Below are 14,305 nucleotides of genomic sequence, written 5' to 3'. Positions count from 1 at the left end.
AGAGCGTTCCCTCGTTCGTCCAGGGAAGACCGGGACTACCTGCCGATCGGCACATTCCCACCTCGCACGACCTCCCGTTCGGCATCTGCCTGCAGCCACCCCGGGCCGGCCGGCCGCCCACCGTCAGCTTCGACGGTTCCCCCGAGCACGCACTGGACTGCACGTGCGGTCTGCACCTCGTCGCCACCCGCCCACTCGACCTGACCGCACGCAAATGCGGCGTTCAGGATGGCGGATCAGTAGTTCGAGAATTTGAGCCTGATGCGCCGCAACGGGACTGGCGCGGGAACAGCAGCCCGTCTTCAACTTGCGATGCACCGCATCTGACGACGCGCGCAGATCCACCAGAGATTGCGGGGCAGCCCTTAGGCGCTCAGCCCGTTGATCCAGTACTGCATCACCCGGTAGTTCTGGTCGTCGTACCACTGGCTGACGGCGATGTGGAAGTCGGCGAACGTCGATCCGGGGATGATGAATCCGCCGTACGGACTCGCCACCGCGTTCCCGATCTCCGCGCCGGGCACAGTGGGCACGATCATCGTCTGTTCCGGTGTGGCGAACAGATCGGAGGTCGGCAGCGGGAAGATCTGCGCGCGAATGTCGAGCGGGGCCATATTGAGCCAGGTGAGCGCGTACTTTCCGTCCATGGCCCGAAAACAGATCTCGCCCCACCGACGCGGCCCGCTGACGCTGGTCGGATAGTTCCCCCAGCCCCAGGCCCCATTGGCGTATCCCCAGGGCTCATACGCGCCCGCATCACCCAGGGCGTCCTGGCGAACCCGGTGGAGCAGCAGATCGGATGTCACTTCGCGGTTGAAGACGGTCGACAGGACATAGCAGTATCCGTCGTCCGCCACGGCGTAGGTCTTCTGCTGGAACTGCCCGTTGTACTGGTCCCCGGGCCACTCACAGAGGTATTGCCAGGTCTCCCCGTTGTCGTCGGAGCGCCAGAAGTCGGAGTGGTGCGTCTGGTAAAGCACCCCGCGCATGAGGTGCATGTACATCGTGCCGCCGATGGTGAACACATCGGAGGGAATGGCCGTGGTGCCCCCGTCGTGACCCTCGGGGACGAGGCCCACCGCGTGGTCACCGCCCACGCTGCCGTCGATGACGAGGGAGTTCAGCGAGGAATTGCCGGCGCGCAGCCCCACCGGCGCCCGCCAGTCGGGGCCGCCCACGCCGCCGCCGTCGAAGGTATCGCCGCCGACGAAGAGCATGGAGCCGTCGGGACACCGGACGGGAATGCCCAGATCGGTCCAGGGCGCGGCAAACCGCCCGGTCTCCGCCGGCCCGGTGAGGTTACGCACCTTCCCGCCGATGACCAACGACGCGCGCTGCTCTGCGGCGCCTGCGGATGTGGCACCCAGGGCCATTCCCGCAACACCGAGTGCGGCGCCCGCACTTGAGCGCAGAAGTGCCCGGCGCGTCAGAGACGAGGCGGGGTCTAAATGGCTGGATCCGTGCATGGAAGCTCCTATGGGGAAGGATGCATGGTGGACAGGACAAAACGGCGGTGAATTCATGCCGTTCATCACCATCCGGAGGATACGGCCCACTCCCGAACCGCGACAGATGACCTCAGTGCTGTGCTGGAAGACCTCGGCCGGCTCCCGCCGCAGCGTGCCCTGGCCGCCGGGCTGTTGCGGTGTCGGCAGGAACGCTGTCATGAGCCGCGAACCGCAACGGTCCCCAGGGGGTTTCACACCGACGCGGGAAATCTTGTGCCGAGCAGCCGGACATCCATAGGTTGACCTGATGGGCTTCTTCGACAAGCTGACCGGCACCAAGCACCCCGACAGCGGTGTCGCACCGCTTCCCACCATGGTGGTCCGGGCCGCGCTGCTCGCGATCAACGGCCCGGACGTGCCGTACCGCGTGCGCAACGCCCTCCCTGCGGAGAAGGCCGACCTGATGGCGGAGTGGCGGATCCTGGAGCCTGCCGTGGGATCGTCCTTCTCCCGTAGGCAGGTGGAGCGGACCATCAAGACCCGGATGCGCCTGGTCCCTTCGAAGCGCGAGGTGCGGGCCCTCGACGAGCAGTGGGAGGTGACGTGGGTCGGGGACCCGCCCAGGCCGGCCGCGTCGCGCGAGTACGGCCGTGGGCCGGCGACCACGGTTACCAAGCAGTGGACGTACGAGCGGGGGCCCGACGGCCGTCGGCACAAGGTCGAGACGTTCCGCTTCGACTCGCGGGAGATGAGGAATCCCCTGCAGAATGCGGTCCTCGGCGCGGGGTGGACATGGCGTGGAGTGCTGTTCAGGCTGTGACCGGCCCACGGGACACGAACCCGGGCGAAGGTGGCCGGCCTGTGGGCGGTCCGGAAGGAGCCGAGCCGGTCGGGGAGGTCTCTTCACAGCGAGCAGGTGCGGCACACCTCCGGGCGATGGCCTCCAGGGTCCGGCAGTGGTCGGCCCACCGTCGTCCACGGGCCGGATCGGCCGGCATCAACGGCTCGATCCGGTGCCGCCGAAGAACCGTGGTGTGATGGCGCCGTGAGCCGCGCCGCAGAAGAGACCAACCGCCGCATGCTCCGGGCGCGGGATGCAATGGACCGCGCCTACGCGCAGCCGCTGGACGTCCCGGCCCTGGCCCGGATGGCCCATGTGTCCCAGGCGCACTTCACGCGCACCTTCCGGGCCACGTTCGGCGAGACGCCGCACCGCTACCTGCAGCGCCGTCGTGTCGAGCGTGCGATGTTCCTGCTGCGGGAGACCGAGCGCAGTGTGACAGACATCTGCTTCGAAGTCGGCTTCGGCAGCCCGGGAACCTTCAGTCGCACGTTCCGCGACATCGTCGGCCGGTCACCGAGGACGTACCGCAAGGAAGCGGTGGCCATGGGCGTACCGACGTGCTTCACGATGGCGTGGACGCGGCCGAGCGCCTGACCGTCCGCACTGCCCGTACCCGTCCGTCGACTGAGCAGTTTTGGATAAGTTTCCGTCCGGCCCGCCCCGTAGCGTGATGCACATGTTCAACGCCATCACGCAATCGCAGATATACGTCCTCGACCAGGACGAGGCCCTCGACTTCTACGTCGGCAAGCTCGGCCTGGAGGTCAACGCCGACGTCGACATGGGCTTCATGCGCTGGCTGACCGTCAGTGTCCCCGGCCACCCCGAACGCCAGATCCTGCTGGAGAAGCCGGGCGCTCCGGCGATGTCCGAGGAGACGGCGCAGCAGGTCCGCGAACTGGTGACCAAGGGCGCGATGGGCGGCTGGCTCATCTTCACCACGGACGACTGCCGCAAGACGTACGAGACGCTGCTCGCCCAGGGCGTCGAGTTCACCGAGGAACCCACCGATCGCCCGTACGGAACCGACTGCGGCCTCCGCGACCCCTTCGGCAACCGCATCCGCTTCACCCAGCCGAGGGCCTGAGGACTGTTCGACGGGAAACGCTTGCACGGGTGCCCTCGTTCCGGGGAACGGGGGCACCCGTGCGAGCGAGTACAGCGAATACGGCGTGCGGTCAGCAGCCGCCGCAGTTGTAGTACGTCACATCCCAGTGGTTGCCCTCGTCCGCGTAGACGTTGCCGGAACCCGACTGGTACTGGGGTGCACCGTCGCCGCGCAGCCCTATGTAGGCGAAGACGCCGTGGACGTAGTTCGTGAGACAGGTGGACTTGGCGAAGTCGAGCTTGTACCCGTTCCAGTGCGAGTACGTACCGCTGGCGTGCCCGGTCTCGGTGCCGCCGGTGATGTTCAGCGCGCAGCCCGTGGCGCTCTTGAGGGTCTGGGCGCCCTGGGCGGTGGCCAGGTTGAGCTGGTCGAACGAGGTGCAGGTGGCGACGTTGCGGTTGGAGCAGCCGCCGGACGACGACCAGGTGATCCCGGAGGAGCTGAACCGGGCGGTGGCCTGGGCGTGGGTGAGCTTCGTGACGGCGTGGGCCTGGGTGGCGCCGCTGCCGAGAACGCCGACGCCGGGGGCGAAGAGGACGCCGAGGACGAGGGCGAGGGCGGTCAGGACGGGGCGCAGTGTCATACGGGACACCATGAGGGACTCCTCCTGCTCATGACAAAAACGGGGCAGGGAGATAGTGCCCGAGTTCTACGCGCGTCCGCCAGAGGACAAGAGGGGCGGATGACGGCAGGCGAGTCACCCTTCGCAACAATCCACGCCCTTGATGTTGAACTTTGAACTAGATGCCGCTACAGTCAATCTCGTTGAAGGTTAAACAATCACTTCGACCGCCACTCGATCACGTCCCCCGAGGAGGAGCCATGGCTCTGTTCAACCGCAAGAACAACAACGCCCCGTCCACCACCGCCGTCGCCGCCACCCCCGCCGTGGATCCGGCCCTGGCCGCCCTCACCGGTGACTACACGATCGACCCGGCGCACAGCAGCATCGGCTTCACCGTGCGTCACGCCATGGTCACCAACGTGCGCGGCTCCTTCGGTGAACACGAGGGCAGCCTGAAGCTCGACGGTCACAACCCCGCGAACTCCACCGCCTCGATCGACGTCAAGATCGCCAGCGTCGACACCGGCATCGCCGACCGCGACGGCCACCTGGTCAGCGGCGACTTCTTCGACGCCGAGAAGTTCCCCCTCATGACGTTCCGCTCCACGCACGCCGAGCAGCTCGGCGGCGACAAGTACCGCATCACCGGCGACCTCACCATCAAGGACGCCACGCGTCCCCTCGCCATCGACCTGGAGTTCAACGGCTCCGCCACCGATGTCTACGGCAACGAGCGCATCGGCTTCGAGGGCAGCGCGGACATCCTGCGCTCCGACTGGGGCCTGACCTGGAACGCGGCGCTGGAGACCGGCGGCGTGATGGTCAGCGACAAGGTCAAGCTCAGCTTCGACATCTCCGCGATCAAGGCCGCCGCACCGCAGGCCTGACGCCTCCCGCTGCCTCACGCCTGAACCCGAGCGCGCCCGCCTTCCCCCCTCCCCCGCCTGGGGTCGGAAGGCGGGCGCTCGTCGTCGGGCGGGACCGCGCACTGCCATGGTCCGACCGGACCGTTCCCTTCGCGCGGCCCTTGCGGACCGGCCCGTCACAGCCCGTGTCGTCGCTCCCCGAGCATCCGCTCGCAGACTTCGCGCTCCGCCGCCGCCGAGAAGACCGTGCGGCGACCGCCCGGCGGGTCTCTTCGGCGATCAGGTCCGCATTGATCGCCGCGGCGGCCCGCACCCCGGCGTTGGCGGCGCCGATGACCTGCTCCTTCGGGTCCGCGACATTGCCGGCCACCCAGACACCGGGGACTTCCGTCGCACCGGTCGGATCGGCGGCGATGTACGTGCCGATCACCTGACCGCCCATCTCCTGCTCGACCGCCGTCAGGCCCAGGGTCGTAAGGACGCCCGCGCGGGCGGTGAAGCGGGGCTGGACCACGACGGCCTCGCGCGGGATCACCCGGCCGCCCGCCAGCCGCACCCCGGTGAGCCGGTCGTCCGTCACCTCGAGGCCGGTTACTTTCCCGTCGACCACGGCGATGCCACGCGCGGCCAGTTGCTCGTACTCCTCCTCGGTCGGCTCGGGCCCGGCGTGGACGAAGAAGGTGATGTCCGCGCTCCACTGGCGCCACAGCAGTGCCTGGTGCACGGCCAGGGGGCTGGTGGCGAGGATGCCGATCGGGCGGGTTTTGACCTCCCAGCCGTGGCAGTACGGGCAGTGCAGAACCTCGCGCCCCCACCGCTCGGCCACCCCCCGCACCGGGGGCAGTTCGTCGACGAGGCCGGTGGCCACCAGGAGCCGGCGCGCCACGACAGCAGCCCCGCCCTCCCGCACGACACGGAACCCCTCGCCGCCGGGCAGCCGCTCGGCGGCCACCACCGTGCCCTCGACGATCTCGCCCCCGTAACCGGTCACCTCGTCACGGCCGACGGTCAGCAGCTCCGAGGGCGGTGTGCCCTCGCGTCCCAGGTAGCTGTGCACGTGCGACGCGGGGGCGTTGCGCGGCCGGCCCGCGTCGACCACCAGCACCGATCGACGCGCCCTGGCCAGCGATACGGCTCCGCTCAGCCCGGCGGCTCCACCGGCGATCACCACCACGTCGTACCGCTGATCCACGTCGTTCATGTCGTTCGTGTCGCTCATCTCGTCCATGAGAAGCACCTCCGTTCACCGGAGAGCGTCCGCGACAGAGCATGAGACCGGCAAGCATCCTTGCCGAAGCGGCAAAACCTTGACCTGATCGGCCTGAGCGATTGCGCGGCCGCGTTGAACCGACAGTCCCGAGTCCTGGGCGGCCTGCAACACCCGCTCGTCACCGGGGTCGACCGGGCCCTGGAGGTGGGGCTACGTCAACCGGCCACGTCTGACCAGCAGCCCTGCGTTCAGCCTGCGCCGGGCACACGTGGGTCAGGCCGTCAGGCCCGCGTCCGCCTCTCGGTGCATGCCCATGCACAGCGCCCAGACGGCGAGGATGTTGACGGCGATCAGCACCAAGGCCCACAAGGGGTAGTACGGCAGCCACAGGAAGTTGGCGATCGCGCCCAGACCGGCGACAGCGACACCGAAGAAGCGCGCCCACAGGGCTCCGCTGAACACGGCACAGCCGGCGAGGACGAGAGCGATGCCCAGGATGAGGTGGACCCAACCCCAGCCCGCCAGGCTGAATTCGAACACATAGTGGCGCGTCACGACGAACAGATGGCCCTTCGTGATGGCCGCGATCCCCTCGAAGATCGCCATCACTCCGCCGATGATCATCAGGACCGCTGCCAGGACGGTGGTGCCGGATGTGGGCGCGTGCGTGTGGCTCGGGTTCGGGTTGCCCGCTTTGGTTCCAGTGGTGTCACTGGCCATTTCGATCTCCTCGGGGTGGCAGAGTCGTCGGTCCGGCCCAGCGATGCCGGGACCGGCGAGACCCCCCGCTTCAGCGTGTCACGGCGGCTCTCCGTCGGCATTTCGGGCGACAACGCTCACGGCCTTCTGCAACGTGCTTCAGTCGTCGTCCTCCGTCTCCGATTCGCCGACCGTCTGCTCCGACCAGATCACCTTGCCCGTCTCGGTGTAGCGGGTGCCCCAGCGTTCGGCGAACTGGGCGACGAGGAACAGGCCCCTGCCGCCCTCGTCCGTCGTCGCCGCGTAGCGCAGATGCGGTGAGGTGTTGCTGGTGTCGGACACCTCGCAGATCAGGTTGCGGTCGTACAGCAGGCGGACTTCGATCGGTCCGGTGCCGTAGCGCACCGCGTTGGTGACCAGCTCGCTCAGGATCAGTTCGGTGGTGAACGCCTCCTCGTCCAGGCCGCGCTCGGTGAGCCACTGGGTGACGTTCTTGCGGACTCCGGCGACGGCCGCCGGATCGGTGGCCACGGCCCATTGCGCGACCTGGTCGGAATCGAGCGTGCGGGTACGGGCCACGAGAAGGGCGACGTCGTCGGTCGGCGGCCCGGACAGCATCGCGTCGAGCACGTCGTCACAGGTCTCCTCCGGTGTCCGGTCGCCGCGACCGGCGAGGGTGGCGCGCAGCAGCTCCAGGCCGGCGTCGATGTCCCGGTCGCGGCGCTCGATGAGACCGTCCGTGTAGAGGACCAGACGGCTCCCTTCGGGTACGTGGAACTCGGCCGCCTCGAAGGGCATGCCGCCGACGCCGAGGGGCAGGCCGACCGGGACCTCGGGGACTTCGACGGTGCCGTCCGGGAGGACCAGCACGGGACCGGGGTGCCCGGCCCGGGCCACCGCGCAGTTCCCGGAGACCGCGTCGTAGATCGCGTACAGGCAGCCGGCTCCGGCGATCCCGGCGCCGCCGTCCGCCGCCTCGTCCTGGTCTATCCGGCCGACCAGTGCGTCGAGATGTCCGAGGAGTTCGTCGGGCGCGAAGTCCAGCGCGGAGAAGTTGTGGATGCTGGTGCGCAGCCGCCCCATGGTGGCGGCTGCGTGCAGCCCGTGTCCGACCACATCACCGACGACCAGCGCGACCCGGGCGCCGGACAGCGGGATCACGTCGAACCAGTCGCCGCCCACCTCGGCCCGCGCCGGCAGATAGCGATGGGCTACGTCGAGGGCGTTCAGCTCGGGCAGGTCGCGGGGCAACAGGCTGCGTTGCAGCGTCACGGCCAGTTCGTGCTCACGTGTGTACCGGCGGGCGTTGTCCACGCTGACGGCCGCCCGGGCCACCAGCTCCTCGGCGAAGGACTGGTCGTCGTCGTCGAACGGGTCAGGATTGCCCACGCGCCAGAAGTTGGCCAGGCCCAGGATGACGCCACGTGCGTGCAGCGGTACGGACAGCACCGAGTGGAATCCGTAGTCCAGGATCTTTCCGGCCCGCTCGGGATCCCAGTACCGCCATCCCAGCTGCGTGATCACCTCGGGCCCCAGCCCGACCTCGTCACTGTTCACGCGCATGGCCCGGGTCCTGGAAGGAACGAATCCGACCAGCCGGCCGATCGGATACAGGGGCTGGTCCGGGTCCATGGCGGCGATGGCGGTGCGGTGCATGTCCAGCGGGGCACTGTCCAGCGTGGTCGGTTCCTCCCCGGGGAGCGCCGGATCAGCGAGGTCGACGGTCGTGACGTCGGCGAATCCGGGGGTCGCCACATCCGCCAGCTCCTGGGCCGTCCGGGTCACATCGAGGGTGGTGCCGATCCGGGCACCGGCCTCGTAGAGGAGCAGCAGTCGTTCGTGGACGAGTTGCGCCCTGCCCGTGATCTTGCGGAGCTCGGTGGTGTCCCGCAGGGTCGCCACGGTGCCGGGCGGCCCCCCGCCCGCGTCCGTCAGCCGGAGGTTGACGGCCAGCAGCCGGTTGCCGACGCGCAGCACCTCGTCCGTGACGGTCCGGCCGGAGGCGAGCAGTCCGGCGGTGTCGGGGTCCAGCCCGAGGTCCGTCACTGCGCGGCCCTCGGCGTCCGGCGGAAGGGCGAGCAGTCTGCGGGCCTCGTCATTGGCCATCGTCAGCCGGTGACCGGCCCCGACGATGAGGATGCCCTCGTGGACCACGTGCAGCACCGCGTCGTGGTGCTCGTACATCCGGGTCATCTCTGCGGGGCCGAGCCCGTGTGTCTGACGGCGCAGCCGTCTGCTCACGAGCACCGCCCCGCCCGTGGTGATCGCCAGGGCGGCCACCGCGGCGGCGACGCTGAACGGGACGGACCGGTCGGCCACGCTGTTCACCGACTTGTCGGTGAGCCCGACGGACACCAGGCCGGCGACCGAACCGTCGAGCCGGTTGACGGGCACCACCGAGTTGATCGAGGGCCCTTGGCTGCCGGAGAAGCTCCGGGTGAAGGCCTTGCCGGCCAGCGCCTCCTTGTACGGGCCGATGAGGTGCTTGCCGATCAGCGCGGGGTCGGGGTGGGTGTAGCGGATGCCCTGGGGGCTGGCCACGACGACGCTGTCGACATGTGTCTGTCGGCGGACCTGCTCCGTGCGTGGCTGCAGGATGGCGGTGGGGTTCTTGCTGTCCAGCGCCGACACGATCCCGGGCGAGTGGGCGAATGTCTCGGCCACGCTCAGTGTGCGCAGCCGGGCCTCTTGCAGGCTGTCACTGCGGCCCTGCAGCACCAGCGCGATCGCGGCTCCGGCGATGAGCATGAGTACGAGCCCGAGGACGAAGCAGAAGACCTGGCCGGCCACGGTGCGCAGGCTGAACAGGGACAGCAGTTCGCGGCCCGGGGAGCGGTGGGTCATGTGCCGGTCGGGCGGCGCGGGGGTTGCTTGGCCCGAGCGCCCCCCATCGTGCCGATGTGGTCGCCGGACGCAGCGTCGCAGCCTCGCCCGGAATCGGCCGATACCAGACATAACTTCAGGTCTAGCATGAATCACACCTGCCCGAGAGATCGCCGGTCAGCGGCTCAGAACCCGCCTCCGTCGAAGCCGCCGCCCCCTCCGAGGTCGCCGCCGCCACCGAAACCTCCGCCGTCGAAGCCCGACGAGTCGAAGTCGGAGCCGGAGAAGTCCCCGCCGCTCCAGTCACCGCCGGAGCCGAAGTCGCCGCCGCCGTACTCCGCCGCGTACGCCGGGCTCGACAGCGCCGAGCCGAGCAACGTGCCGACCAGCAGGCCGGGGAGCAGACCGCCGCCGAAGTAGCCGCCCGCCCAGGGGCCGTACGCCGGGCCCGCCTCCCAGTAGGGGCGGCGGCGGCCGTCGCCCGTGTCGACGGTGCGGCTCAGCGGCTCCTCGCCCTCGCGCAGCCGGATCTCGTCCGCCGCGCAGACCGGGACCTCGCGGGCCGTACCGCCGGACGGGAGCCACCGGACGTCGGCGACCGAAGGGCCGTGGCGCGGGTCGAAGAAGCACGGCGGGCGGCGCACGGGCGGTTCACCGCCGGCCCGGCGGGCCTCCAGGACCGCCAGGGAGAACCGGCCGTCCTCCAGAGCCTGGGTGACCCCTCGCACGTCGGACGGGTGCTGGGCCTTGGACATACGGGATTTCGCACTCTCGTAGGAGTCGAGCGCCCGCTCGTAGTCCGCGCGCATGCCGTCGTCGGCGCCCGGCTCGGCGGGGTGGAAGTCGAGCCGGTCAAGGGTTTCGCCGTAGGCGGTGATGTCCTCGTCCACGACGACCCGGAGCTTGTCGAGTGCGGCCCGCTCCTCGGCCTCCTTGCGCTTCCGGTTGCGCCGGAAGATCGTGTAGGCTGTGCCGCCGCCCAGCACCAGGATCGCGCCGACCGTGATCAGTCCGACGGTGGACGACGATCCGCTGTCCGCAAAGGAGCCGCCCCAGGTGGAGGGTGCGTGGCCCCGGGCCTGTTCGACGGCCCGGTCGACGAAGGCGTTCAGCTGGGTCGCGGCGTCGGTGTCCGTGCCGGGTGTCTTCACGGCGGCGGTGAGGTTCTGGACCGCTCGGGTGGACATCACCCGGGGGTCGGCGCCCGCGCTGAACCCGTTGCCGAGGCGGACCGCGTAGACGCCGGTGATGCCGGTGTCGGTGCGCAGGGTGGTGAGCAGGTTCTGTTCGGGGAACGCCGGGGTACGCGGCAGTACCGCCACGAACACGGGCTTGTCGGCGTCCTTGATCTTCTTCGTCAGGGCGGCCGCCTGGCCCTGGGAGAGCTGGTCGGCGGCGGCCGGGTCGACATACACCGGGCTCTTGCGCAGCGCCTGCGCGACATCATTGACGGTGGATGCACCGACCACTGTGGGCGCAGCCGGTGCCATGGCGAGCACGGCCACCGACAGAATCAGCAGCAGGCCGGCCAACAAGGTCGGGAACAGCCTGTTCCGCATACTCCGAAGCTAACCCAGGTGGGCGGCTTGTGCCGGGCGGCTTGTGCGCCACCACCCACCTGGGTCGGCTGCCTGTCGACGGGACTACGAGGCCCGGTACGCCTCCTTCAGCTTCGCCACCGCACCGGTCAGATCGCCGGTGAGCAGCAGATGGTCCGCGTCCGCGAACGGCTTGGACACCGCGGCGGTCAGTTTCCCGCCGGTCTTCTGCTGGACCAGCAGCCGGGCCTGGTCGACGATCGCCTTGCCTCCCGCTGTCTTCCCGAGGTGGGCCTTCTCCGCGATCTGCGCGGCGACGGCGAGTGCGGTGAGGGTCAGCTCGCCGCCCGCCGGGGGCTTTCGCAGGGTGGTCAGTCCCCAGCCGTACGGGAACTGCGGGTCGTATGCCGCGTCGCCCACGTTGATCGGCAGCTGCGACCCGGACTTCGGCCAGGTGACCGGCAGCTGTCCGGTGAAGGCGCGCTTCCCGTACAGCACATCGGCCACGCCGTCGCCCTCGGTGCCCGGCAGCCAGGAGGCCACCAGTGCGTCGATGTCGCCGAGCCGGTCACCGATGAGCTGCGGGCGGCCCGAGACGACGAGGACCGCGCACTTCATCGCGGCGCAGACCTTGTCGATCGCGGCCTTGTCGGCGGCAGTCAGCTCCAGGTCGTTGCCGTTGCCGACGTCACCGATGCCTTCGGCGTACGGGGTCTCGCCGACGACCACGACACCGACGTCGTAGCCGTCCGTGGATGCCGAGGCGTCCTTGGAGTAGGTGACCGAGGCGGCGCCCGTGGCGTCCTTCTTCATGGCCTCCAGGATCGTCGTACCCGTGGTGATCCTGCCCGACGAACCCTGCCAGCTGACGGTCCAGCCACCGGCCTGGTTGCCGAGGTCATCGGCATTGGATCCGGCGACGTACACCTTCTGGGAGGGCTTCAGCGGCAGCACCGCACCGTCGTTCTTCAGCAGCACCTGAGACTTGGCGGCGGCCTCGCGGGCCACGGCGCGGTGTTCGGCCGAGCCGACCTGGTCGATGTCGGCCGTGTCCGCGTACGGCTTCTCGAAGAGGCCGAGACGGAACTTCTGGGTCAGGATGCGGGAGACCGCGTCGTCGATCCGGGCCTGGCCGATCCGGCCGGCGGTGACCTCGTCCTGGAGCGTCTTCGTGAAGTCCTGGTACGCGGTCGGCACCATGATCATGTCCAGTCCGGCGTTGACCGACGTACGGACGTCGCTCGCGTAGTCGCCGGGAATCTGGTCGATGGCCTGCCAGTCGCTGATGACGAAGCCCTCGAAGCCCATCCGGTCCTTGAGCACGCCGTTGATCATCTCGGCGTCGGCGTGCATCTTCACCGGGCCCTTGTCGTCGCCGAGGATGTCGAGCGAGGAGTACGACGGCATGACGGTGCCGATACCGCGCTTGACGGCCTCGCCGAACGGAGCGAGGTGGACGGCTTCGAGCTCCTGACGGGTGACCTTGGTGACGCCCTGGTCGATGGTGTACGAACCGGTGGTGGAGGAGCCGAACTCCGTTCCCCCGTCGCCGACATAGTGCTTGGCGGTGGCCAGCACCTTGTCGTTACGGTCCAGGTCCTTGCCGGACGCGGCGCCCTGCATGCCCTGGATGACCGTTTCCATGGACTCGACGAGCGCCGGGTCCTCGCCGTACGACTCGTAGGAGCGGCCCCAGCGCTCGTCGCGGGTCACACAGAGGCAGGGCGCGAAGTCCCACGGGATGCCGGTGGCGCGGACCTCGCTCGCGGTGACCGCGCCGGTCTTCTCGGCGAGCTTCGGGTCGCGGCCGGCGCCGATGCCGATGTTGTGCGGCATGATCGTCGAGCCGATGACGTTGTTGTGCCCGTGCACCGCGTCCACACCGTAGATCAGCGGGATCTGGAACCGCGTTCCCTGCGCCCGGAGTTGGTAGCCGTCGACCATCTTCGCCCAGGCCTCGGGGGTGTTGGGCGTGGGGACGGAGCCGCCGCCGGAGAGCAGCGAACCGAGGTCGTACGTGGCGATGTCACCCTGCGACTTGAGCGCGTTGCGTTCGGCCTGGGTCATCTGGCCGGCCTTCTCGGCGGGCGACATCCGGGAGAGGAGGTCGGCGACGCGCTTCTTCACCGGGAGCTTCGGGTCGAGGTACGGCAGCCCGTGGGCGTCGATGACGACCTGCGGGTTCTCCTTGGGTGCCTTGGCGCCGGTGACGGTGAGTTCGAGCGGGATCGTCTCGGCGGACTCGGCGGCGCCGTCCTTCTTCGTGGCGACGGAGATCCGGTGCGAGGTCCCGGACGCGGTGCCCGCCGGGAAGGTGTACGTACCGGTGACCGGCGCGTAGTCCTTGCCGGACTCGGCGCTGCCGCCCTTGGTCTCGTACGCGACGGTGACAGGTTCCTCGATCGGTACGGAGCCCGTGGTGGCCACGGAGACATCGATGTCGGCGGTGCCGCCCTCCTTGACCGTGTGGACGGCCGCGTCCGTGACGACGCTCGCCTTCAGGGCGGCGTCGGCCTTCCCGTACAGCTCCATGCCGTCCATGGCGAACGAGCCGGGGGCGCCGGTCGGCAGCGTGAGGGCGTAGCCCCACATCTGGTCGAGGCCGAGGACCTGGTCGATGCCGCCGACGGGCTGGTAGTCGGTGCGGTACGTGAAGTCGGTGAACGGGATCTCGACCTGGTGCCAGCCCTCCCAGTCGTCGGTGAAGGACGTCGTCCACAGCTCGGACGCCTCGCCGTTGGCGCCGCCGTCCTTGATCTCGAAGTTGATCCTCTTGCCCGAACCGGGCGGCAGGGGTGCGGTGTTCTGGCCGTACCACCAGAAGCGGATGCCCTTGTGGGCCGACCAGTCGTGGGCCGGCTGGTCGGCGGCGAAGTCATGGCTGAGGCCGCCGTAACCGCTGATGTTGTACGTGCCTTCGAGGGCCTTGGCGCCCTCGGGGGCGTCCGCGCGGTCCTTCAGGGCCAGGGTGGGCGGGTCGTCGGAGTCGCCGCCCCAGGTGAAGATGCCTTCGGCGGGCTGATTGGCGAACGGGACCTCGCCCTCGAACCGGTCGATGGCCACGGGCGCCGGGTCGTCGGCCGCGGCATCGGCAGCGGCGCTGGGGACGGCTCCGGCGAGAAGTCCGGCGAGGACGGTGACGGCGGCGAGTGCGGCTGTTGCGGGTCTTGCTCGATGACGTGCGCGGGGTGGCATTGCGGCTCC

The 14,305-nt window shown here is 69.4% G+C and carries 10 protein-coding genes and 1 pseudogene; 4 read left to right on the top strand and 7 right to left on the bottom strand.

Annotation, left to right across the window (positions count from 1 at the left end; all coding sequences use genetic code 11):
- Positions 1-365: 365 nt before the first annotated feature.
- Complete coding sequence (locus tag ACGFU7_RS19875) at positions 366-1,466, bottom strand: DUF4185 domain-containing protein (RefSeq protein ID WP_393697451.1); 1,101 nt, start codon at positions 1,464-1,466, stop codon at positions 366-368.
- 289 nt (positions 1,467-1,755) lie between these two features.
- On the opposite strand from ACGFU7_RS19875, the gene ACGFU7_RS19870 reads away from it, so the two are divergent.
- From ACGFU7_RS19870 to ACGFU7_RS19860, 3 genes are all read left to right on the top strand, one after another.
- Entirely contained in the window at positions 1,756-2,268 is a 513-nt protein-coding gene (locus tag ACGFU7_RS19870; protein ID WP_393697324.1) for a hypothetical protein, read from the top strand.
- A gap of 225 nt (positions 2,269-2,493) precedes the next feature.
- Complete coding sequence (locus ACGFU7_RS19865; protein WP_393697323.1) at positions 2,494-2,886, top strand: helix-turn-helix domain-containing protein; 393 nt, start codon at positions 2,494-2,496, stop codon at positions 2,884-2,886.
- Between the two features lie 82 nt (positions 2,887-2,968).
- Positions 2,969-3,379: a VOC family protein gene (locus ACGFU7_RS19860; protein WP_393697322.1), complete on the top strand. Its 411-nt coding sequence runs from the start codon at positions 2,969-2,971 to the stop codon at positions 3,377-3,379.
- Between the two features lie 91 nt (positions 3,380-3,470).
- Here ACGFU7_RS19860 and ACGFU7_RS19855 read toward each other — a convergent pair whose 3' ends face one another.
- Entirely contained in the window at positions 3,471-3,995 is a 525-nt protein-coding gene (locus ACGFU7_RS19855; protein ID WP_266357621.1) for a hypothetical protein, read from the bottom strand.
- Between the two features lie 227 nt (positions 3,996-4,222).
- On the opposite strand from ACGFU7_RS19855, the gene ACGFU7_RS19850 reads away from it, so the two are divergent.
- Positions 4,223-4,852 (top strand): YceI family protein, encoded by a 630-nt coding sequence (locus ACGFU7_RS19850; RefSeq protein ID WP_393697321.1) that lies wholly within the window; start codon positions 4,223-4,225, stop codon positions 4,850-4,852.
- A 223-nt stretch (positions 4,853-5,075) separates the two neighbouring features.
- Here the strand turns inward: ACGFU7_RS19850 and ACGFU7_RS19845 are convergent.
- From ACGFU7_RS19845 to ACGFU7_RS19825, 5 genes and pseudogenes are all read right to left on the bottom strand, one after another.
- A pseudogene (locus ACGFU7_RS19845) lies at positions 5,076-6,032 on the bottom strand (NAD(P)/FAD-dependent oxidoreductase); the annotation flags it as partial.
- Between the two features lie 282 nt (positions 6,033-6,314).
- Positions 6,315-6,761 (bottom strand): hypothetical protein, encoded by a 447-nt coding sequence (locus ACGFU7_RS19840; protein ID WP_393697320.1) that lies wholly within the window; start codon positions 6,759-6,761, stop codon positions 6,315-6,317.
- A gap of 138 nt (positions 6,762-6,899) precedes the next feature.
- Positions 6,900-9,584 (bottom strand): SpoIIE family protein phosphatase, encoded by a 2,685-nt coding sequence (locus ACGFU7_RS19835; RefSeq protein WP_393697319.1) that lies wholly within the window; start codon positions 9,582-9,584, stop codon positions 6,900-6,902.
- Positions 9,585-9,748: 164 nt separating this feature from the next.
- Complete coding sequence (locus tag ACGFU7_RS19830) at positions 9,749-11,122, bottom strand: hypothetical protein (protein ID WP_393697318.1); 1,374 nt, start codon at positions 11,120-11,122, stop codon at positions 9,749-9,751.
- 84 nt (positions 11,123-11,206) lie between these two features.
- Complete coding sequence (locus tag ACGFU7_RS19825; protein ID WP_393697317.1) at positions 11,207-14,296, bottom strand: glycoside hydrolase family 3 N-terminal domain-containing protein; 3,090 nt, start codon at positions 14,294-14,296, stop codon at positions 11,207-11,209.
- Between the last annotated feature and the right edge of the window lie 9 nt (positions 14,297-14,305).

It is taken from the genome of Streptomyces sp. NPDC048473 (assembly GCF_043200155.1).
In the GTDB taxonomy this organism is placed as follows: domain Bacteria; phylum Actinomycetota; class Actinomycetes; order Streptomycetales; family Streptomycetaceae; genus Streptomyces.
The sequence above is the reverse complement of the archived record's forward strand: the minus strand, read 5'-3'. Positions and strand labels throughout refer to the sequence as shown.

What these genes read in the sequence shown, in the direction of transcription:
- ACGFU7_RS19830 (WP_393697318.1), bottom strand. Translation starts at nt 11,122, where the DNA reads ATGCGGAACAGGCTGTTCCCGACCTTGTTGGCCGGCCTGCTGCTGATT.
- ACGFU7_RS19825 (WP_393697317.1), bottom strand. Translation starts at nt 14,296, where the DNA reads ATGCCACCCCGCGCACGTCATCGAGCAAGACCCGCAACAGCCGCACTC.
- ACGFU7_RS19835 (WP_393697319.1), bottom strand. Translation starts at nt 9,584, where the DNA reads ATGACCCACCGCTCCCCGGGCCGCGAACTGCTGTCCCTGTTCAGCCTG.
- ACGFU7_RS19840 (WP_393697320.1), bottom strand. Translation starts at nt 6,761, where the DNA reads ATGGCCAGTGACACCACTGGAACCAAAGCGGGCAACCCGAACCCGAGC.
- ACGFU7_RS19850 (WP_393697321.1), top strand. Translation starts at nt 4,223, where the DNA reads ATGGCTCTGTTCAACCGCAAGAACAACAACGCCCCGTCCACCACCGCC.
- ACGFU7_RS19855 (WP_266357621.1), bottom strand. Translation starts at nt 3,995, where the DNA reads ATGGTGTCCCGTATGACACTGCGCCCCGTCCTGACCGCCCTCGCCCTC.
- ACGFU7_RS19875 (WP_393697451.1), bottom strand. Translation starts at nt 1,466, where the DNA reads ATGCACGGATCCAGCCATTTAGACCCCGCCTCGTCTCTGACGCGCCGG.
- ACGFU7_RS19860 (WP_393697322.1), top strand. Translation starts at nt 2,969, where the DNA reads ATGTTCAACGCCATCACGCAATCGCAGATATACGTCCTCGACCAGGAC.
- ACGFU7_RS19870 (WP_393697324.1), top strand. Translation starts at nt 1,756, where the DNA reads ATGGGCTTCTTCGACAAGCTGACCGGCACCAAGCACCCCGACAGCGGT.